This window comes from Dyadobacter sandarakinus (assembly GCF_016894445.1).
In the GTDB taxonomy this organism is placed as follows: Bacteria; Bacteroidota; Bacteroidia; order Cytophagales; family Spirosomataceae; genus Dyadobacter; species Dyadobacter sandarakinus.
Map to the genome: position 1 here is coordinate 1789451 of NZ_CP056775.1, position 20653 is coordinate 1810103.

A 20653-nucleotide genomic window follows, 5' to 3' on the forward strand; every position below is an offset into this window, starting at 1 on the left:
CAACCCTGGGATGAATTACCCGCACATTCAAAAAGCCCGGCGTTCCTTTTTCGCGGCAGGCCGGAAAAAAGGAGGCTACACGGTACAATTCACCTGCTCGGATCTTTAAATAAGTCAAAAACATTTTTTTACTCTACCATACCGATAGGAAATAATGTTTAATCTCTTTTTAATACCTTTGCGGAATATTTATTGATCCTGCTGCAAGAACCTGTTGCTAAGGCCATGTACACCAAACATAATTTTACAAGAACTAAGAACCTGATTAATTGTTTTTAATCTGCAAGGCTGCTGACAGCATGTTGTTTTACCAAAATCAACTCCTACCATTCTAACAATAATGCAATCTATGAAACTACGATTTCTCTACCTGTTTTTTCTGACCCTGCTCACCGGCGGCTATGCCAGCGCGCAGCAGCGTGTTATTACGGGGATCATCACGGATGCAGACGACAACAGTCCCCTGCCCGGCGCCTCAATAGCGGTAAAAGGCACATCCTCAGGAACTTTGTCGGACGCTGACGGTTCATTTTCATTGAATGTGGCTGATGATGCCTCCGTTCTGGTGATCTCTTTCATCGGCTATCTCGCACAGGATATTCCCATCGGCAATACCAACAAGTTTACCATCGCCCTCAAACCCGACACCAAAATCCTGAATGAGGTGGTAGTCACCGCACTCGGTATATCCCGCGAAAAACGTGCATTGGGCTATGCAGTGCAGGAAATCAAAGGAGAAGCATTGCAGACGCGGCCGACCAATGCACTGAGCGCATTATCGGGCCGGGTAGCAGGTTTGCAGGTAACCTCTTCGGGCGGCAATATGGGCGGTTCGTCACGCGTATTGCTGCGCGGGATCAACTCGATCTCGGGTAACAACCAGCCGCTTTACGTAATTGATGGTACGCCGATCGACAATGCGGACCTGAACAGCGCGGCCACCAGCTCGGGCTCGGGCGGAAAGGACGTGGGTAACATGATCCAGGACTTAAACCCGGACGACATTGAGAATGTGTCGGTGCTAAAAGGTCCGTCTGCGGCGGCACTTTACGGTACCCGCGCGGCAAATGGGGTCATTTTGATCACCACCAAAAAAGGCAAGGAAAACAGCAAGGTGAATATCACGCTGAATACAGGCGTGGAGTTCGAAAACATCGTGCGCCTCCCTAAACGCCAGAAACTGTACGGCGGCGGTTTCAACCCGACATTCCAGAAAGCAACCATCAACGGAACCGAGTACAACATCGCAGAATATGCGGTAGATGAAAGCTGGGGACCAAAACTGGACGGTACACCGGTGTTGCATTGGTATAACCTCGATCCTGAAAACACAGCGGAATACCTGAAACCTGAACCCTGGGCATATCCCAAAAATGATGTGCATGGATTCTTCGAAACCGGGGTGTCGAATACCAATAGCTTATCTATGAGCGGCGGCAATGCAAATTCTACCTACCGCCTTTCCTACACCAATAAAAATGTAAAAGGTACTGTACCGAATTCTTCCCTGAAAAGGAATTCGATCAACTTCTCGGGCTCGACACAGCTGGGCAAGTTGAAGGTGTATAACAACTTTAACTACATCAAAAACCAGTCTACCGGCCGGCCATGGACGGGTGCTACCAACCGGAATATTATCCTGGAAGCATTCCAGTGGGGACAGGTGCAGGTAGATTACGACAAGCTGAAAAACTACAAACGCGCGGACGGAACGCAGATCCTCTGGAACCGCAGCGGCTACCAGAACACTCCGGCGGGGGAAGCTGCCAAGTTTATCGATAACCCCTACTGGTCGGCTTACGAAAGTTACCTGGAAGAGAACCGCGACCGTTTTTACGGAAATGTCGGGATGGTTTACGACGTCAACGACTGGCTGAAAGTAAGCGGCAAAGTGAATGCGGATGTATACCAGTATCAATACCAGGATCGCATTGCGGTTTATTCCAGGACACAGTCGCAGTACCAGGAGTACAACAACAATTTCAGCGAGTTCAACTACGAGCTGCTGGCTTCGGCCAACAAGAGCTGGGGAGATTTTTCATTGAATGTAAATGCAGGTGGTAACATCATGAGTCAGCGCCGCCGCATCAGCGACGCAGTGACGCAGGGCGGGCTGATCATTCCTGAATATTACAACTTGAAGAATGCAAGCTCCGTACTTGTCAATTCCAATGCATACCGCAAGCAGATCAATTCGGTATTCGCGAGCTTCTCGGCGGGTTGGAAAAGTCTGTTGTTCCTCGACGGAACCCTGCGTAACGACTGGTCTTCGACTTTGCCAACTGGCAGAAATTCCTTCGCCTATCCTTCCCTTACCACCAGCCTGATCCTTACGGAACTGAATGGAATTAAGGATGTCAACTGGCTGGATTTTGCCAAAGTACGTCTCGGCTGGGCGCAGGTGGGTAATGATACCGATCCTTACCAGTTGCAGCGCGCATACGAAGCCACGCAATCTTTCGACGGGCTGGCTTCTTACCGGCTGCCCAACCAGCTCAACAACCAGAACCTGAAACCCGAGATCACCAGCTCCTGGGAAGCGGGTATCAATTTGCAGGCATTCAAAAACAGGGTTGGTCTGGACGTAACTTACTACGACAATGTGAGCCGCAACCAGATCATCAACATCCCGGTGTCTTCTGCATTTGGTTACGATTCAAAAGTGATCAATGCGGGTAAGATCAACAACAAAGGGATTGAGGTAACATTAACCGGCACACCGATCCGGGCGAGTGGATTTGAATGGAATTCGAGCCTCAACTGGTCACGTAACCGCAACAAGGTGATCCAGCTGGCGCCGGGCGTAAATACATTCCAGCTTGCGAATAGCCTCGTTACCTTAGTAGCGCGCGAGGGGCAGCCTTACGGACAGATTCTGGGCAACGATTTCATTTACGCCGCCGACGGACAAAAAGTGATCAAAGCCGATGGTACCTACGACCGCGGGCAGCAACTGACGCCGCTGGGTAGTGTTTTGCCAAAATACCTGTTCGGCTTCCAGAATAATTTTACCTACAAAAACTTCAACCTGGGCTTCCTGGTAGATGGTCGCGTGGGCGGCAAATTCTTCTCGCAAACCTATAAAGTGGGTATGTACTCGGGCGTGCTCGACAAAACAGCAGCCAACAATGTACGTGAAACGGGTGTGGTGCTCGAAGGTGTGAAAGGTACCGTGACCTACAATGCAGACGGCAGCTACTCGGTGAGCAATACTTCGCCCAACGATACCCGCATTACGGCACAAGCCTGGGCGCGTGGCGAGTACAGCGGCCCTACCCCGCAGACGATCTTTGATGCAACCTTCGTGAAGCTGCGCGAAATCACTTTCGGGTACAGCCTGCCGCTGGCCAACAAAACGGTGAAGTCGGTCTACTTCGGCGTGTACGGACGTAACCTGGCGAACATTTATACTGCCAGCAAATACATTGATCCGGAATTCACCAGCAGCGGCGGCAACATACAGGGACTGGAAGGCGGAAACATTCCGGTGCCGGCTACCTACGGTTTGAATGTGAATGTGAAATTCTGAACCGCACTATTAACAAGTTAAAATCTGAAGACCATGCAAAAGCACATATATAGTAAAAGCATCCTGACACTGGTTTTAGGCGCAGCCTTGCTGTCCTCCTGCGACGACTTGGGGGATATTAATCAGGACCCAAACCGTCCGACCAATGCGACCACCACCACCATTTTGCTCAATGCAGAAAAACAGGTGATCGACAACATCCGCAACGAAAACAGTTCATTACGCGGCTCGCAGCTGTTCGCCCAGTATTACAGCCAGAATATTTACAGCGACCAGTCCCGCTACGATATTCCCCGCTCCTACTCGGACACCTATTGGAGCAATGCGTACAAGGCGCTCAACAACCTGAATGAGATCATTATTCTCAATGCAAACCCGGCCACGAAAGATGTGGCGGCGGCAGGTACAGCCGGAACGAATGCCAACCAGATCGCGATCGCACGCATTCTGAAAGCTTACACGTTCCAGAACCTGACCGACGTTTTCGGGAATATTCCGTATCAATCGTACGGAAACCCCGATCCCGAGTTTCAGGCTTTGCAGCAGAATCCCGAGAACCTGAGCCCGGCTTATGCGAGCCAGCAGAAAATTTACCTCGACATCCTGAATGAACTCAAAGCAGCCGGCGACACGCTCAATAAGTACAAGGCAGCGACTACTTTCGGTAACTATGATGTGATTTACAAAGGCAAAAACGAGCTGTGGGCGAAATTCGCGAACTCACTCCGCCTGCGCGTCGCTACCCGAATCCGCAAGGCTGCACCCACCGAGTCGAATACGCATTTTGAAGATGCGCTGGCGAATGGTGTTTTCACTTCCAATGCGGACAATGCCGTTTTCAGATACCAGTCGCTGGCGCCCAATGAAGCGCCTTTGTACCGCGCCACGGTGACGGCCAACCGCAAGGATTTCGCGGTTTCCCACGTGTTGGTTGATGTTTTGAAAGGACAAAGAGGAACGGTAAAAGTGCAGGACCCGCGTCTGGCGGTTTATGCAACCAAAAATGCAGCGGGTGAATATGCGGGTCAGCCTTACGGATTACCGGTTGCTGCCGCCGGCCTGCTGACTGCGACAGATGTAAGTCTGCCCGGGACCGCAGTGAATGCAGCCAATTACGGTGAAGTGCTGCAGGAATATGCAGAAGTAGCATTTCTGATTTCGGAATACAAAAACTGGGACCAGCAGGAGTATGTGAATGGGGTAACTGCATCGCTGCAAAAATGGGCAGTTCCGCAGGCGGATATTACTACCTATGTAGCCGCATTGCCCAAAGCCGACAAAGCCAATGTGCTCAATCAAAAATGGCTGGCACTATACACCCAGGGCGACGAAGCCTGGGCCGAGGTACGCCGCACAGGTTATCCTGATTTCCTTGTGAAACCCGGAGAGATTGTTTGGAAAAGGACGGCCAACGGACAAACGACTGATTACAAATTTGAGCCGCTGTTTGGCACCGGCGTCCCGCAGCGACTGTATTACCCGCCGAAAGAACAGAGCGTAAATCTTGCCAATTACCAGAATGCGGTAAAGGCACAGGGCAACGACGATATTACCACACCGCTCTGGTGGAATAAATAAAGGATTAACCATTATTTTGAAAGCGCGGCTCCGGACGGAGTCGCGCTTTTTTGCTTTGTACGTACAACCTTTCTACTGCATAGCCAAGGCCACGGCATGTGCCTCCTTGCTGATGAATTAAGCCCCCGGTAAAATCATTTAAAATCTATTTTTAATTATATATAAAATTAATTTATATATTATTTTCACTTCCATCACGAAACGAACTGATGTTATGAAAGCAGTAAAACTTCAACTCAAATTGGTACCCGTCCTTCTGACGTTACTGGTCATCTTGCTTGTGGTGGTCATCTTTATGTTCAGGCAGGTTCCCGGGAATGAAATTGTGATCCAGGGTGATATGCAGCGTAAGAACTCCTACCTGGAAGGCAAAAAGGTATATTTCGGTCGTCAGGAAACAAAGGAATTCCTGGACTCTGCCATTGTCAGGGATGGAAAGTTCCGCCTTACGGTAAAAACCGGTGCAGACTTTGTGCCTTTTGAGGCCACGCTCCTGTATGCAACCGGCAATCCCGCTTATCCTTACTGGATGCTTGGATTCAAGAATCCGTACCGGAGCAAGACCTTTATGAGTAATTTTTATGCCGACAAAGGAACCATGGACCTGGTAGTAGATACCTCGTCCTCATACCGGAAAAAGGAAGTGATTGCTTTTCGCATTCTCAACATTAACAAGCAAACCGAAGCTGCATTCAGGATGCTTGCCTTTCAACCTGCCGGTGGGGCCGGGAAAGATGCGGCAACTTCCAATGCGAAAATCATCGGCATGTTCCCGTCGTCCATGTACCTTCTTAAGCAGCTCGACTGGCAGAAAAAAAGTCTTGGCGATGCAGAGGTCAGTACCTTGCTGTCAGAGTTTGACAAGTCCGTGCATCAAACCCCGTTGTACCGGCGGCTCGTGAAGCATGTAAGTTTTCAGAACAAAACCGGCAATGCATTCCCGTCAGAGATAACATGCTTCACGCCTGACCTCAGGCCTGCCACGAAGCTGCTGGATCATGAAAAGTACAACCTGGTGGTTTTTTGGGCGAGCTGGTGCGCGCCGTGCCGGCATGAAATCCCGCAGCTTCGCCAGTTGTTTTCAGCACACGCAGACAAGGTCAATATCGTAAGTGTGTCCATTGACACGAAAGAGCATGCATGGAAGCGCGCGATGGAGCAGGAACAAATGCCGTGGCAGCAAATGCTGCTGCGCCGCGACAATTCCTTTGTCAAGTTCGACAAGACTTACGGGCTCAATACCATTCCGCTCTGGCTGCTTTTCGACAAGGACGGCACGTTTATGGCCAGCCATACCGGACTGGAACAGGGAGAAGCTGCCGTAAATGCAAAGGTAGCCAGCCTGATCACCACACAGTAGCGTAATGAGAATTTCAATCTGAGAGTGCCTGATTGTGTCCTGGATCATCCGCATGAAAGTGAAGCTTTTCGATTTTAGACGCAGACTTTGTAAATAGCATTTTTATTTTCTCCGTAAAACAAGAAAAGAATGCTAAACAATGCCACATCGCTGCGCCCGTTTATCGGCTCAAAGGATTTCCTGGTTTCCAGTAGTTTTTATAAAGATCTCGGGTTTGAAGAAGTGACACTCGGTCCGGGCTTTTCCTTGTTCAGGACCGGGAAACTGGCTTTTTACTTGCAGGACTATTATGCCCGGGAGTGGATCGAGAATACGATGGTATTTCTCGAAGTTGACGATGTGGAGCAATTCTGGAAGTACCTCGAAGGTCTCGATCTGCCCGCTCGGTACGAAGGTGTGAAGCTTACTCCCATTCGCAAAGAACAATGGGGAAGTGAATGCTTCGTACACGATCCGGCCGGTGTACTGTGGCACTTCGGTGCATTTGCTAAGTAGGACGGGGCAAAGTTCAGTTCAGCTGAGAACCGTATTTCCTGGCTTTTCTTTTCGACCATACCATCGGGCTGTCAAGGTCTGAGCTGAACCGCACCTGGTAATGCGTGCCTGTCAGGTGCCGCTCGTACCTGACAAAATCCTTTTTCGGCATCACCCTGAACACATCACCCTTGTACACCCTGTACAGGTGGCCCGTGCGTCCGCGGAAGCCCCATACTTCCTTTTCGGGGACCTTTCTTTTCTTCCCGTTGGTATAAACAACTTTCAGATTTCTGCTCAGCGGATGGGATGCGATCCGCTTGATCACACCGATGGAGTCCTTGGTGACGGCGTGCTGGCTGTCATACATCAGTGCCGCCTGCTGGCCGAAACTATGTGAGCAGTATACAAATACAATAATGATGGTCAGGATAAATTTCATGACAGGAAGTATTTAGAAAGCCTACTCAAGATACCTGGATTCTGTTTTTTTTCAAACTAAAAAAGGGAGCTGCTACAAAATGGCGGTGCATGAAGCATTCTGGTTCAATGCTTTAAAAACAATCATTAAAATGAGATTAAAAGCGAATTAAAATATTTTTCAACCCTTTAATCCACCGTGCGGACAAGTGCGTATATCATTCCAATCAATACTCACTTTACTCCAATCATGAATGAAATGTTTTAAACATTACGTGGCAAAAGCAGGACTGGCGATGGCAATCGGCACTTCCGCATTGATGTACTCCTGCGACGACCACCGCGTCGCTCCCACTGAACAAACCCTGCCCGACCGCATCTTTTTCGCGCTTTCGGATAATAATCAGCTTCATGAAATCAATGTCCGGAACACGGCTTCGCCCCTGCGGTCGTTCGCCATCACGGGACTGGAAAGCGGCGACGTGCTTTCGGGCATTGATTTCAGGCCAGCTACCGGGCAGCTTTATGCGATCAGCGCACAGAGTAATTTGTATCAGGTAAATATCAAATCGGGTGATCAGCAGGGTAAGGCCACACGCATCGGCACAGCACCTATTGCTACTACCCTCTCAGGAACCCACATCGGATTCGATTTCAATCCGACCGTCGACCGGATCCGCGTGGTGACCAATACAGCCCAGAACCTCAGGCTGCATCCCGAAACCGGAGCCGTAGTTCCCGGGGATGCACCCCTGAACGGACCCGCAAGCCCGCAGGTGGGGGCCGTCGCCTATACCAACAGCCGCGCGGGCGTTACGGCTGCTCCGGCTGGTGCAGGTACCACGCTTTACGACATTGACGCCACTTCGGACATGCTTTACATCCAGAACCCGCCTAACCCGGGTGCGCTCGTTGCGGTAGGCGCATTGGGACTGGACATCCAGGAAGTTGGTGGCTTTGATATTTCGCCGGACGTCAATGCAGCGGACGTTTACCCGATTGCATCCGTAAAGTTTGAAAATAAGTGGGAACTCGACCTGGTTGACCTCAGCTCGGGCAGGCTTCAGAAACTGGGGAATTTGCCGGCCGGAGTGAACATCATCGGCATTGCCATTCCTTCACTGCCGGTGGCATATTCGCTGGACGTATCCAACAGCATCCGCATTTTTGATCCGGCATCGGGAACAGCATACGGCACCAAGGCTGTGAGCGGATTGCCGGCTGGCGTGATGCTGCACGGCATTGATATCCGTCCGGCCAACGGACGGCTGCATGCGCTGGGAAGCGACAGCAAAATTTACGGCATCGACCTGGGGTCGGGTGCAGCAGCGGAACTTGCCAGCCTGAAACTTGCCGATAATACGCCGGTCACCATCAGCGGGGCTACTTTCGGCGTCGACTTCAACCCTGCGGCCGACCGGCTGAGGGTTGTCAGCAACACCGGCCAAAATCTGCGCATCAACGTTACCGACGGAGTTACGACCGTAGATGGTCCGCTTAAAATCGGCAGCATGACGGGCGCGACACCATTTGCGACGGCTGTGGCATATACCAACAGCTACCCGGGCGTTGTGGCAGCCAATACCACGCTGTTTGACATCGACAGTCAGTCCAATACCCTGTACAAGCAAAGCCCGCCGAACGACGGGATCCTGATTGAGCCCAGGACACTGGGCGCAGATGCGGATGCAAATATCGGGTTTGACATCGGCAATGTTTCAGGCATCGGATACGGCATTTTCACCGTCGGCGGTACAACCAGCTTTTACTCGGTAGACCTTGCTACCGGCGCCATGCAGGTCAAATATCCGTTCAGCGCTCCTTCCAGAGGACTCGCACTCGGATTTGGTTTATAAAACAAAAAAAGAGCTGGCTGCTGCCTGGCCAATAATTTCTTTAGCCGTCGTAAACACGTTTTACGACGGCTTTTTTATTGTGTAACAACCGGCGCGATCATCATCCGGTATGCTTTTGGCGACATTTTATGCACTTTCTTAAAGCAGCGGTTAAAGTAGGATATGTTCGTGTAGCCGCATTCCAGCGCAATCTGCGTGACAGGCAGGTCCGACTGCTGTAACAACTTGCAGGCAAATGCGATGCGTACTTCATTCAGGAAATCGGAAAAAGTACGGTGGGTTAGTGATTTGAAAAAACGGCAGAAAGAATGAAGCTGCAGACCCGCCACGGATGCTGCCTGCTGCAAGGTAATATCGTCCTTGAAATTCTGCTGGATGTACTGCATGAGCTTGTGCACGCGTCCCTGCGCCTGGCCTTTGTATACGGACAAAAGGTTGGGCACATTCAGCCACACCAGTTCATCGGGATCCAGCAGGCAGTTGAGGATCTGGGTAAATGAAGCCAGTAGGGCAATGTTTTTTTGCTCCGGCATTTGCTGCAGAATATCCGTGATCTGCTGCTTTTTGGCACCGCAGATGCTGATCCCCCGTTCCGAATCCTTAAAGAAAAGACGCAGCTCCTGTGTGTCGATCAGGGCGCCGAGGCTCTCGCTGACGGCCTCAGGATTAATGTAAAGCGCGACCGACACCGCCTCGGTTCCCCTGTAATCCGCATCCGCCTTGCTGTACCAGACGTGCGGCACATTGGGCCCTACAAAGGTCAGGTCACCTTCCTCAAACTGCTCTATGGAATCCCCGATAATGCGCGTACCAGAGCCTGACAGCACATACACCAGCTGACATTCATTATGAAAGTGAAAGTCCGTTGAAAAATTCGGCCGCTCGATCCGCTTGACAACAAAGGGTTTCCGGGCCTGCGCAAAATCGGGCAAAAGGGCATACGTCGCTTTCATATCTTGAAAATTCAGATTAATGCAAATATAGTACTATAAAATATCAACCCGCCATCAACTTACTGGATTAAGCGACAATAAATTTGTACAATATCATTAACAAAAATGGCAGCGTAAGTAAAGGATTGATTTACAGGAAGTGGCGGAAAGCAGCGGAATCACTATTTATACTGCAAAAACACACATTATAATTCCATTAAAACAAGGCAGACCTCTGAACTGCATCGACCCGGGAGCAAGCATTTACACTGATAGCATATTGACATTTATTACCGGATGCACATTAAATCGATCACTATAAAGGACAAAAGGTTTGACCTTTCCGACGGCGCAGGTTCGGACGCTACGCACACGACACCGCAATATGCCTATGCGGTTTGCTGCCTCCACACGGATACCGCGGTTACCGGCGTAGGGCTGGCTTTTACGCTGGGAGCAGGCAATGACCTCGTGTGCAGGGCCATAGAATACCTGGCTGCTCCCCTCGCCGGCCGGGAAATCGAGGAACTGATGAGCGATTTCGGAGCGGTATACCGCAAAATGGTGGATTCTCCTTCGTTCCGCTGGCTTGGTCCGCACAAAGGGGTGGTGCATCTCGCCCTGGCTGCGGTGGTGAATGCCTGCTATGATCTCTGGGCCAAATCCCGGCAGGTGCCGCTCTGGCAATTACTGCTCGACCTTACACCCGGACAGCTGGTCGCCACCCTTGACCTCAGCTACATGGAAGACGTGCTCACCCGGGAGCAGGCTGTTGATATTTTGGAAGAACATCGACCTACAAGGCAGTCGAGAGAGCAGGTATTGGCTACGGGATATAAAGGATACGATACATCGGTAGGCTGGTTTAATTTTTCCGATGAAAAAATAGTCTCCGGCACCAAAAAAGCGATGGACGGAGGATTCACCGCATTGAAGCTCAAAGTAGGCTCCGACGATCCCTCCCGTGACATCCGTCGCGCGAGGCTGATCCGGGAGACGGCCGGCAGCGAAGCCACGATCATGGTGGATGCCAACCAGAAATGGAATGTACCCGAGGCGCTGGACATCTGCCGGAAGTTGGGTGAGATCAACCCTTTCTGGATCGAAGAACCGACGCACCCCGATGATGTGATCGGCCACCAGACGATTGCCAGAAGCATTGCGCCCCTGAAAGTCGCCACCGGGGAACACATTCCCAACAAGGTGATTTTCAAGAATTTTTTCCAGGCTAAGGCACTGGACTTTTGTCAGGTAGATGCCGTGCGTGTCGGTGGTATCTCCGAATTTCTGACGATCAGCCTGCTGTCGCGGAAAATGGGCATTCCGGTGGTGCCGCACGTGGGCGATATGGGTCAGATCCACCAGCACCTGGTACTGTTCAACCACATCGGGATGGGCCACGAGCATTTATTCCTCGAACACATACCGCATCTGAAACAATACTTTGTACATCCTGCGGAAGTTAGCGGCGCCTATTACCAGGTACCTCAGGAGCCCGGAAGCAGCAGCGATTTAAAGGAATAGCGCATTATCTGAATACTGTTTTAAAAATATGAGTGCACTGGCAGATAAAGTCATTTTCCTCACCGGCGGTGCGGCAGGCATCGGAAAAGCATGTGCCCTCGCCTACCTGCGGGCCGGTGCGAAGGTGGCTGTGATGGATAAGGATGAAGATGCATTAAAAGACCTGGAAAATGAAATATCCCGGCAGTTGTTGTGTGCCATTTCAGGGAGTGTCACATCCGGAGAAGAGGTAAAAGCCGCACTGGAAAAGACCGTGGCCACTTTTGGCAAAATAGATGTCATCCATAACAATGCAGGCATCGCAAACCCGTCCAAACCGCTCGATCAGACTACGGATGAAGAGTGGGACAACCTTTTCGATATCAACCTGAAAAGTGTGTTACGGACCACCCGCTACGGGATCGGACATTTGAAAAAAACAAAAGGCTGCATACTGAATACCAGCAGTATGGTGGGCGGGATCGGTCAGGAAAACCATGCGGCCTATGTAGCCACAAAAGGCGGCATGAGCGCACTGACCAAAGCGATGGCGCTGGATTATGCACCGTTCGGGGTACGCGTCAATGCCGTTTGCCCGGCCGGAGTATGGACACCCATGTTACGGAAATGGTCGGCAGAGCAGCCCGACAGGGCGGGAATTGAGCAGTACCTCGACAACATTCATGCACTGGGATACTGTCCCGAAGGCGACGTAATCGCTGATGTAGCGGTATTCCTCATCTCGGATGCCGCACGGTTTGTAACCGGGTGTGTAATGCCTGTGAGCGGCGGGGCTGAATTGGGCTATAAAAAATAAAGCGGAATGGCTGTAAAAAGAACCTGTATGGCCCTGGACCTGGCCCGCGATTCCCAGCTGGTTGCGGAATACCTGGACCTGCACAGCACTTCGGGCATGTGGCCGGAGATTCCGGCGGGCATCCGAGAAGCCGGTATTGCCGACATGCAGATATACCGCATCGGATACAGGCTCTTTATGATTGTAGATCATGACGAAGATACCAGCCTGACCGACGCTTTTGCAAAAATGAGCACCATGCCGCGCCAGCCTGAGTGGGCCGCATTGATGGCGGGCTTCCAGAGGAAACTTGCAGACGCAAAGCCGGACGAACATTGGGCCACGATGGAACCTGTATTCCTGTTAAACGATCACATCCGATGAAAAGCAGCAAATCCGTGGCAGTGCCTTTGTTGGTGGTGATGAGCCTGATGTTTATCTGGAACCTGAGCCGGAACATCAATGATATTCTTATTCCGCATTTGAAAAGAGCCTGCCAGCTCACTGATTTCCAGTCTTCACTCGTGCAGTCGGCATTTTTCGGGGGTTACTTTCTGCTTGCCTTGCCGGTAGGACAGTTTATCAGTAAATATGGATACAAAGCAGGGATGGTTACCGGCCTGCTTACCGCCGCTGCGGGCACATTCCTGTTTTTCCCGGCAGCAGACACCCGCTACTATCCCCTCTTTCTGGCTGCGCTTTTCATCATGGCAGCCGGCTTCACCTTCCTGGAAGTGACGGCTACTCCCTACATTTCCATCCTTGGCGATCCCGACCGGGCGTCGAGCCGGCTGAGCCTGGCTTCGGCGGTGGGGTCACTCGGAGCCACAATCGGCCCGTTTGTCGGGAGCCGCTTCCTGCTTCACGCCACCGACGTACCCGCCGCTACTGCCGCCAGCCTCGATGCTGCTGAGTTAAACCGGTACCTGAATGCCGAAGCCCAGCTTGTAAAAACCCCATACCTGAGCCTGGGTGGACTCTTTCTGGCCATCGGGCTGCTGTTGTACTTCATCCGTCTGCCCAAAATCGAGGAAGAAAGTGCACCTGCCGGCAGTCTGAAGTCCGTGTTTGCGTTCAGGCATACCGTGCTGGGCGCATTGGGGGTGTTCTGCTACCTGGGTGCGGAAGTCGGCATGGTCAGCTTCATGATCCGATATGCCCAGTCGTCCGGCATTGCCGGGTTGAGTGAGCAGGATGCCGCCTTGTTTATCACCTTTTACATGGCGCTTGTACTGGCCGGGCGCCTGGCCGGTGCCTACTGGCTGCGGATGCTTAATCCTTCTAAAATGCTGGCTTTCTGTGCGCTGGCTGCCATAATCCTGATATTCATCTCCATGCTGGCGACGAAGTATACTTCCCTATATGCCCTGTCGCTAATCGGGTTGTTCACCTCCGTCATGTATCCCATTCTTTTTACACTCAGCATCAAAGACCTGGGTACTTATACCAAAACGGGCTCTTCGCTGATCATCATGAGCATTGTTGGAGGAGCGGTGATTCCGCCGCTGATGGGATTGGTTTCAGACGCTTCCGGGATCAAAACCGCGTTTCTGGTTCCCGTATTATGCTATGCTTACCTCATGTATTATGCCCTGGCCGGTCACAAACCATTGCCTGGCAAAACCGGTATGCAGCCGGAAAAAATTCAGATCAAAAGTTCGGTTTTATGAAAAAGCTACTACTCATTTTCCTGCTCGCCTGTTCGGGTTTTCAGGGTTTTGCTCAAAAACAATCCGCGCAGCCCATGTCGCTGGCTGAAAGATTAAAATGGTGGCAGGATGCTAAAATGGGCTTGTTTATACACTGGGGCCCGGTGTCGCTGATCGGACAGGAAATCAGCTGGTCGCGGAAGGATTACGGACCTGAAAAGTATGATGCTTTGTACAAAAAATTCAATCCTGAGAAGTTCAGCGCAAAAGAATGGGTGGCACTGGCCAAAGCCTCGGGTATGAAATACATGGTGCTTACTGCCAAACACCATGACGGCTTTTGTCTTTTTGATACAAAAACAACCAGCTACAACATCATGAATGCCCCTTTCGGGCGGGATGTATGCAAAGAGCTGGCACAGGCCGCACACGAAGCCGGCATGCCTATCGGGTGGTATTTCTCTGTGGCGGACTGGAAAGACCCCGATTGCCGTGATCCGCAGCGGAATCCGGTCTTTGCGGAAAGGGTACTGAAGCAGGTCAGCGAGCTGTTGACCAACTATGGTAAAATCGGATTGTTATGGATTGATTTTGAAGGCTGGCCGAGCCCGGTCGAGCCCAGGAAAGTGTATGACCTCGCGCGGACATTGCAGCCGGAAATCATCATCAACAACCGCCTCGAACCCTTTACCCCGGATGAGTCGCACGGGTATGTAGGGCAGTACGCGGACTATGCGACGCCCGAAGGATTTGTGGCCGGCTACGGTACAACCGCCTGGGAAACCTGCACCAACATGGGCCACCAGTGGGCGTGGAAGTTTGGCGACCATCCTCGCAGTCTGAAAGAATCCGTGCACACGTTGCTGCGCTGCGTGGGTGGAAACGGAAACCTGCTTTTCAATATCGGGCCTGATAGTACCGGCGTTTTTCCGGCCGATTTTGTTGCCCGGGCGCATGAAATGGGAAGCTGGATTTCAAAAAATCAAGCTGCCATTTACGGTACAAAAGGCGGGGTTTACACGCCCGCAGCCGATTATGTAAGCTCCTACAAAGACAACAAACTATACATTCACCTGCTGAACGACACGCAAACAGAGCTCACCCTGCCGGGCATTCCGGCAAAAGTTAAAAGTGCTGCCCTCGCGGACGGCAGCCCGGTCACTTTCAGCCAAAGTACCCAGCGCCTGAAAATCCAGTTCCCAAAAGCAAAAATCGATTCCGTCGCAACGATTGCGGTACTCACGATGGACAAGCCTCTGGCTTCTCTTTCACCGGTGATCCCGTTCTCGACTTCCCGGTCCCTGGCTTACGGTAAAAAAGCAACTGCTTCAAGTGCCGTCGGACAATTCTACCACGACCCGGCCGCCGCATTTGACGATAATCCGAAAACCTGCTGGAAGATCGGCCGGCGCAAGGACATTGACGTACATCAGGTTTATGGTAAAAACATCCACTACCTGTCCGAAGAAATCATGTCGCTGTATGAGCCGAAAGGCTGGCTGGAAGTAGACCTCGGCAAACCCCATCCGGTAGGCAGGATCAAGCTGGGCGAGTCGCGGTACAGCGATTCTGCCATCCGCAGGTTCAAGGTACAGTACCTGGCGGGCAGCACCTGGACAGACCTGGCCGAAGGAAGCAGCATGGGCGACTGGCAGAAGGAAATCAGACCGGTTACCGCACAGAAGTTCAGGCTGGTGATCGACGAATACCAGGGCTACTTCGGCGTCAATGAATTTGAGTTATTTCCACCAAACCTGTGATTATAAAAGCCGCATCGATTATGAAAAGCACATCTAAACTTTAATCCAACCGTTCCTGAACCTATGAAACATGTTTTTTACCAACTGCTGCTCGCGCTCGCTTTTTCGGGCGCGGCATTTGCGGGGGCTGGCCACAACCACCTTCCGGTGCTACCCGCCGGCGCCGTCCAGACCATCAAGGGTAATGTGAAAGATCCGCAGGGTGCGGGCCTGCCGGGTGTCAATGTAATTGTAAAAGGAACCCAGCGCGGTACTGTGACAAACGCGGACGGTGATTTCACCATCGAAACCCAGCCCGGCGACGCTGTACTCGTTTTTAGTTTTGTAGGTTACCAGTCGGTGGAGGAAACCATCGGAAGCCGGACTGAGATCAGCGTGGAGCTGACCCATGAAGACCGTGCGCTCGACGAGATTGTGGTCGTAGGCTACGGTACCCAGAAAAAACGGGATGTGACAGGTGCGGTGGGCAGTGTCAAAGGCAGTGACGTAAAAAGCGTGGTGGCGGCAGATGCATCGGCACTCCTGCAGGGCAGGCTTGCGGGCGTCACGGTGCAACAAGGCGGCAGCGCGCCGGGCCAGGCTCCCGCCGTGGTGATCCGGGGAACCGGTACCTTCGGCAACGACCAGCCGTTGTATGTGATCGACGGGATGATCGCTGCTTCCATGTCGTACATCAATCCGAATGATATTGAATCCATGGAGGTATTGAAAGATGCATCGGCAGCGGCGATCTATGGCAGCCGGGCTGCCAATGGTGTGGTGCTGGTAACCACCAAGTCGGGCAAGGCAGGCGATGTGAAAGTAAGCCTGAATGTAAAAGGCGGCATTCAGACACCGAGTAAAAAACTTAAATTCCTCAATGCGCGCCAGTATGCAGACTGGAACAACCAGGCGCATGATAATGACGGCCTGGAACGTGCGCCGGGTAATGATGCCAAGTTTGATCCCGCCATTGATACGGACTGGCAAAGCCTTGAACTGGGTTCTGCGCCCATGACAGACTACAACCTGAGCCTTTCGGGCGGCAGCAACACCGCCAAGTATTTTATCTCAGGTCAGTATTTTGATCAGAAAGGCATTGCGACGGATTCGTGGTTCAAAAGATATAACATGCGCGCCAACTCCCAGTTCAACAAGGGCCGCTTCAAGTTTACCGAGTCTTTGAGCCTTTCCCGCAGCATCAACAATCCCAATACTTACGTCGGCCGCGAAACCGGACCATTGCCTACGATGGCGGTGTATGATGCAAAAAACCAGGGTGGCTATGCCGGCCTCGATCCTGCGTTTGCCGGTGTGGCGCGCGTGGTGAACTGGTACGGACTGGCGCATATGGACGATAACCGGTACACCACGGACCAGGTGCTGGGCAACATCGGACTCGAATACGAGATCATCGACGGACTTCGATACAAGCTGAATGTCGGCCTTGATTATTCCGTTTACCGACAGTACGATTTTACACCGGCATTTTTCATGAGCAACTCGCAGGAGGCATTTCAGCAGCAGGCAACGCTGAACGACTCCTACATCCAGTCATTTACGACGCTTGTTGAAAATACACTCACCTATAACAAGTCCTTTGGAGATCACAACTTTGAAGTACTGGCAGGTTACACGACGCAAAACGGACAGGCCCGCAGCCTGGGCGCTACTGCAGCGAACTTTCCGTCGAATGATCTCCGGGTAATCAATGCGGCAATCAACCGGACGGTAAACACGAATGGTGATCTGCAGGAATTTGTACTGCAGTCGGCACTTGCGCGGATCAATTATAATTATAAATCCAAATACCTGCTGACGGCCACGATCCGGCGCGACGGTTCTTCCAAGTTCCTGTATCCGCACAATACGTTTGCCACTTTCCCGTCGTTTTCGCTGGGCTGGCGCGTGAGCGAGGAAAGCTTCTTTCCCAAAACCGATCTTTTTAATGATCTCAAACTCAGGGGAAGCTACGGTACGCTCGGCTCGCAGAACATTGGCAACTACCTGACGTCGCCTACGTTCAACCTGACTTCGGACTACTATTTTGCAGGAGGCGCGCAGCCGGGCATTGCCGTGACGCAGTATGTGAATCCGGATCTGAAATGGGAATCCACCAAGACAAGCGACATTGGTTTTGACCTGAGTATGCTGCGCAATGCGATCACGATCTCGGCGGATTATTTTGATAAAACATCCTCCGATGTACTGGCGAGCATTCCCATCCCTGCTTATGGAGGTGCGGGCAGCACGCTCACCAAAAACGCAGCCACGATCAACAACAAGGGCTTTGAAATGGCAGTAACCTATGCCAGGCCCGCCGGGAAGGATTTCAATTACAGCATTACCGGAACATTCAGCACGGTTAAAAACCGGGTGATCAGCCTGGGCGACGGGGTAAGTCCCATTATCGCCGGTGGTTTTACCCAGCAGTCGCTGCAGGCAACCCGCACCGACGTGGGCCAGCCCATCGGCAGTTTCTGGGGATACCAGGTGCTGGGGATTTATCAAAGCAAACAGGAGGCTACCGAGGACGGCCGCACGGATGCTACGGCCGGTGACTTTAAGTTCAGCAAAGAACCGACCTGGCTCGGCAGTCCGTTTCCAAAATTCAACTATGGCGCAAACTTCAATGCGACGTACAAAAACTTTGATTTCGGTCTTTTCTTTCAGGGTGTGAGCGGCAACAAAATCTGGAATGCCAAAGGACGGTTCCAGTACATTCTTGACTACGGCAGTAATAAAAGTCCGGAAGTGCTGAATGCGTGGACGCCGGAAAATACCAATACCGACATCCCGCGCGCCACGCAGCTGGACCCTGCAAACAACAAGCGTTCTTCGTCTTTCTACATTGAGGACGGTTCCTACGTGCGCTTGAAAAACCTGACCATCGGCTACACCCTGCCGCAGTCGCTGCTGAACAAAGCCAAAATCAGCAATGCCCGGTTTTACGTGAGCGGACAAAACCTGCTGACTTTTACAAAATACAAAGGATATGACCCCGAAGTAGGCCGTAACAGCAACGGCGGCAGCAACCCGAACAATATCGGAAGCCTGCTCAACAATGGCGTAGACCAAACCGCCTATCCAAATGCAAGAATCATGAGTATTGGTCTTGATCTAAACTTTTAATCCGACATGAAAAAGATATTTGTCAACTACAAAAAAGGGAGATTCGTCACACTTCCCCTGGTTTTCGTGATGGTTGTCATGGTGACCGTAAACTGCAGCAAGGACGACCTGAACCTGACCAATCCCAATGCGCTGAGTACGGCCAGCTTCTGGAAAACCGCCGATGACGCCGAGAAGGGCCTGGTGGCCTGCTATGGTCCGCTCACTACCACCCAGGGCTGGGGCCGGATGCTGGGCGCCATCCTGACAATTCACCGCGGCGACGATGCCAATGCATTCTCCTGGCCGGCCGTGAGCGATCCCGGAACCTTCACCGTCGTTCCTACCGACGGGCGGGTGGGCGAAGGCTGGGGCGAGCTCAATGCCATCGTAGCCCGTACCAACTCGGTACTGGCTTATGTGCCAACCATTGACATGGACGAGGCGCAAAAGAAACGGATCCTGGGAGAAGCTTATTTCCTGCGTGCACTGGCGCATTTTTACCTGCTGAACATGTGGGGCAACATTCCGCTGATCCTGCAACCGGTAGAAGAAGTGAACGACCTGTTTGTAGAGCAGGCCCCGCAAGCCGAGGTATGGGCTTCCATCATCAGTGATTCCAAAGCTGCGCAGGCATCATTACCCGAGACAGTGGATGCCGCTAACGTGGGCCGGGCAACCTGGGGAGCTGCCACTGCTATGCTCGGCAAGGCTTACCTGTTTACAAAGGACTGGACCAATGCCGCTGCCGAGTTCAAGAAGATCATTGATAAACCAAACCTCTACCGGCTCGTCTCCAACTACCAGGACAACTTCCTCACTGCTACCAACAACAATGCGGAGTCGATCTGGGAGCTGCAGTATGAAAGCAACGTGAATGCAAGCTGGGGCACCAGCGGCACCCCGAACGTAGGCAGAGGCCAGGCTTATGAGCCGGACATTGCACCTCCTGCTTATTCAAGTCAGGGCAGTATTTCTGTAAACCGGTGGGTATTTGATTTGTTTATGAAACAAAAAACGAAAGACGGAAAGATCGATCCGCGGGCTTATGCGACCATGATCTGGAATTATCCGGGGGCCAAGATTTACCAGGATAACTTTAAAACAAAGATGACAGGCGCGGACACCAACCGGATCTGGGACCGCAAATACCTGAACTTCGACCGGGAAAGCTCATTGGTACCGGGCTCGTGGTGGTACGCTTCCAACAACCGGAGAATGATCCGCCTGGCCGACGTACTCCTCATGTATGCCGAAGCCAGGAACGAAGCATCCGGCCCGGACGCGACGGCTTACGATGCCATCAACCGGGTACGCGCGCGGGCTAACATGCCCGACATTACGCCGGGCCTCAGCAAGGACGCATTCCGTGCAGCCGTGCGGGATGAGCGGGTGCTGGAGCTGGCGCTCGAAGGCGACCGGGTATTTGACCTGCTGCGCTGGGGCACGATGGCCGAGGTATTTACCAAGCACCCCGAGTACCGCTCCAACAGCGGCGGCAAGTTTATCCCGAATAAAAACGAGTACCTGCCGATCCCTTTCAACGACGTGAGTGCCAACCCGAAACTGAAACAGAACCCGGGTTATATCAACTAAATGCTATTTCCCTGAGAGGGGGTTCATCCGTTCTCTCAGGGAAAATCCTGGCATCTGCCCTCCGGTCCCATACCGTCCATTTTTGCAAACCATGAAGGTTTTTTTCCTAC

Annotated in this window: 14 protein-coding genes; 12 read left to right on the forward strand and 2 right to left on the reverse strand. The window is 52.1% G+C overall.

Annotated features, from left to right (window positions below):
* Positions 1-349 precede the first annotated feature (349 nt).
* The 4 genes from HWI92_RS07055 (at position 350) to HWI92_RS07070 (ending at position 6962) form a co-directional block, all read left to right on the forward strand.
* Entirely contained in the window at positions 350-3529 is a 3180-nt protein-coding gene (locus tag HWI92_RS07055) for a SusC/RagA family TonB-linked outer membrane protein (protein WP_204662063.1), read from the forward strand.
* A gap of 33 nt (positions 3530-3562) precedes the next feature.
* A complete protein-coding gene (locus HWI92_RS07060) occupies positions 3563-5107 on the forward strand; it encodes a SusD/RagB family nutrient-binding outer membrane lipoprotein (RefSeq protein ID WP_204662066.1) in 1545 nt (514 codons plus the stop codon).
* 214 nt (positions 5108-5321) lie between these two features.
* Positions 5322-6467 (forward strand): TlpA disulfide reductase family protein, encoded by a 1146-nt coding sequence (locus HWI92_RS07065; RefSeq protein ID WP_204662069.1) that lies wholly within the window; start codon positions 5322-5324, stop codon positions 6465-6467.
* Between the two features lie 129 nt (positions 6468-6596).
* Positions 6597-6962, forward strand: a complete 366-nt coding sequence (locus HWI92_RS07070) for a VOC family protein (protein ID WP_204662071.1) — start codon at positions 6597-6599, stop codon at positions 6960-6962.
* 13 nt (positions 6963-6975) lie between these two features.
* Here the strand turns inward: HWI92_RS07070 and HWI92_RS07075 are convergent, their stop codons facing one another.
* A complete protein-coding gene (locus HWI92_RS07075) occupies positions 6976-7383 on the reverse strand; it encodes a hypothetical protein (protein ID WP_204662073.1) in 408 nt (135 codons plus the stop codon).
* Between the two features lie 232 nt (positions 7384-7615).
* On the opposite strand from HWI92_RS07075, the gene HWI92_RS07080 reads away from it, so the two are divergent.
* The gene (locus HWI92_RS07080; RefSeq protein ID WP_229249060.1) at positions 7616-9217 is read left to right on the forward strand and encodes a DUF4394 domain-containing protein; all 1602 of its coding nucleotides are present in this window, start codon (positions 7616-7618) and stop codon (positions 9215-9217) included.
* Between the two features lie 74 nt (positions 9218-9291).
* On the opposite strand, the gene HWI92_RS07085 is transcribed toward HWI92_RS07080, so the two are convergent.
* The gene (locus HWI92_RS07085) at positions 9292-10170 is read right to left on the reverse strand and encodes a helix-turn-helix domain-containing protein (RefSeq protein WP_204662075.1); all 879 of its coding nucleotides are present in this window, start codon (positions 10168-10170) and stop codon (positions 9292-9294) included.
* A gap of 276 nt (positions 10171-10446) precedes the next feature.
* Between HWI92_RS07085 and HWI92_RS07090 the strand changes: the two genes are divergently transcribed.
* The 7 genes from HWI92_RS07090 (at position 10447) to HWI92_RS07120 (ending at position 20543) form a co-directional block, all read left to right on the forward strand.
* Positions 10447-11673, forward strand: coding sequence for an enolase C-terminal domain-like protein (locus tag HWI92_RS07090; RefSeq protein WP_204662077.1), 1227 nt, complete (start codon positions 10447-10449; stop codon positions 11671-11673).
* Between the two features lie 28 nt (positions 11674-11701).
* Positions 11702-12469 carry an SDR family NAD(P)-dependent oxidoreductase gene (locus HWI92_RS07095; RefSeq protein WP_204662079.1) on the forward strand — a complete coding sequence of 256 codons (768 nt, stop codon included), beginning with the start codon at positions 11702-11704 and terminating at the stop codon, positions 12467-12469.
* Positions 12470-12475: 6 nt separating this feature from the next.
* Positions 12476-12832, forward strand: coding sequence for an L-rhamnose mutarotase (locus HWI92_RS07100; RefSeq protein ID WP_204662081.1), 357 nt, complete (start codon positions 12476-12478; stop codon positions 12830-12832).
* The gene (gene fucP, locus HWI92_RS07105) at positions 12829-14118 is read left to right on the forward strand and encodes an L-fucose:H+ symporter permease (RefSeq protein WP_204662084.1); all 1290 of its coding nucleotides are present in this window, start codon (positions 12829-12831) and stop codon (positions 14116-14118) included. Before HWI92_RS07100 ends, fucP begins: the two co-directional genes overlap by 4 nt.
* Positions 14115-15857, forward strand: coding sequence for an alpha-L-fucosidase (locus HWI92_RS07110; RefSeq protein WP_204662087.1), 1743 nt, complete (start codon positions 14115-14117; stop codon positions 15855-15857). The genes fucP and HWI92_RS07110 overlap by 4 nt, the downstream gene beginning before the upstream one ends.
* Before the next feature lie 63 nt (positions 15858-15920).
* Positions 15921-18968 (forward strand): SusC/RagA family TonB-linked outer membrane protein, encoded by a 3048-nt coding sequence (locus HWI92_RS07115; protein ID WP_204662090.1) that lies wholly within the window; start codon positions 15921-15923, stop codon positions 18966-18968.
* A 6-nt stretch (positions 18969-18974) separates the two neighbouring features.
* On the forward strand, positions 18975-20543 hold the full coding sequence (locus tag HWI92_RS07120) for a RagB/SusD family nutrient uptake outer membrane protein (RefSeq protein ID WP_204662093.1): 1569 nt from the start codon (positions 18975-18977) through the stop codon (positions 20541-20543).
* Positions 20544-20653 lie beyond the last annotated feature (110 nt).

Excerpts from the sequence above, each read along its gene's own strand:
- HWI92_RS07055 (WP_204662063.1), top strand. The coding sequence starts at position 350 with ATGAAACTACGATTTCTCTACCTGTTTTTTCTGACCCTGCTCACCGGC.
- HWI92_RS07060 (WP_204662066.1), top strand. The coding sequence starts at position 3,563 with ATGCAAAAGCACATATATAGTAAAAGCATCCTGACACTGGTTTTAGGC.
- HWI92_RS07065 (WP_204662069.1), top strand. The coding sequence starts at position 5,322 with ATGAAAGCAGTAAAACTTCAACTCAAATTGGTACCCGTCCTTCTGACG.
- HWI92_RS07070 (WP_204662071.1), top strand. The coding sequence starts at position 6,597 with ATGCTAAACAATGCCACATCGCTGCGCCCGTTTATCGGCTCAAAGGAT.
- HWI92_RS07075 (WP_204662073.1), bottom strand. The coding sequence starts at position 7,383 with ATGAAATTTATCCTGACCATCATTATTGTATTTGTATACTGCTCACAT.
- HWI92_RS07080 (WP_229249060.1), top strand. The coding sequence starts at position 7,616 with ATGAAATGTTTTAAACATTACGTGGCAAAAGCAGGACTGGCGATGGCA.
- HWI92_RS07085 (WP_204662075.1), bottom strand. The coding sequence starts at position 10,170 with ATGAAAGCGACGTATGCCCTTTTGCCCGATTTTGCGCAGGCCCGGAAA.
- HWI92_RS07090 (WP_204662077.1), top strand. The coding sequence starts at position 10,447 with ATGCACATTAAATCGATCACTATAAAGGACAAAAGGTTTGACCTTTCC.
- HWI92_RS07095 (WP_204662079.1), top strand. The coding sequence starts at position 11,702 with ATGAGTGCACTGGCAGATAAAGTCATTTTCCTCACCGGCGGTGCGGCA.
- HWI92_RS07100 (WP_204662081.1), top strand. The coding sequence starts at position 12,476 with ATGGCTGTAAAAAGAACCTGTATGGCCCTGGACCTGGCCCGCGATTCC.
- fucP (WP_204662084.1), top strand. The coding sequence starts at position 12,829 with ATGAAAAGCAGCAAATCCGTGGCAGTGCCTTTGTTGGTGGTGATGAGC.
- HWI92_RS07110 (WP_204662087.1), top strand. The coding sequence starts at position 14,115 with ATGAAAAAGCTACTACTCATTTTCCTGCTCGCCTGTTCGGGTTTTCAG.
- HWI92_RS07115 (WP_204662090.1), top strand. The coding sequence starts at position 15,921 with ATGAAACATGTTTTTTACCAACTGCTGCTCGCGCTCGCTTTTTCGGGC.
- HWI92_RS07120 (WP_204662093.1), top strand. The coding sequence starts at position 18,975 with ATGAAAAAGATATTTGTCAACTACAAAAAAGGGAGATTCGTCACACTT.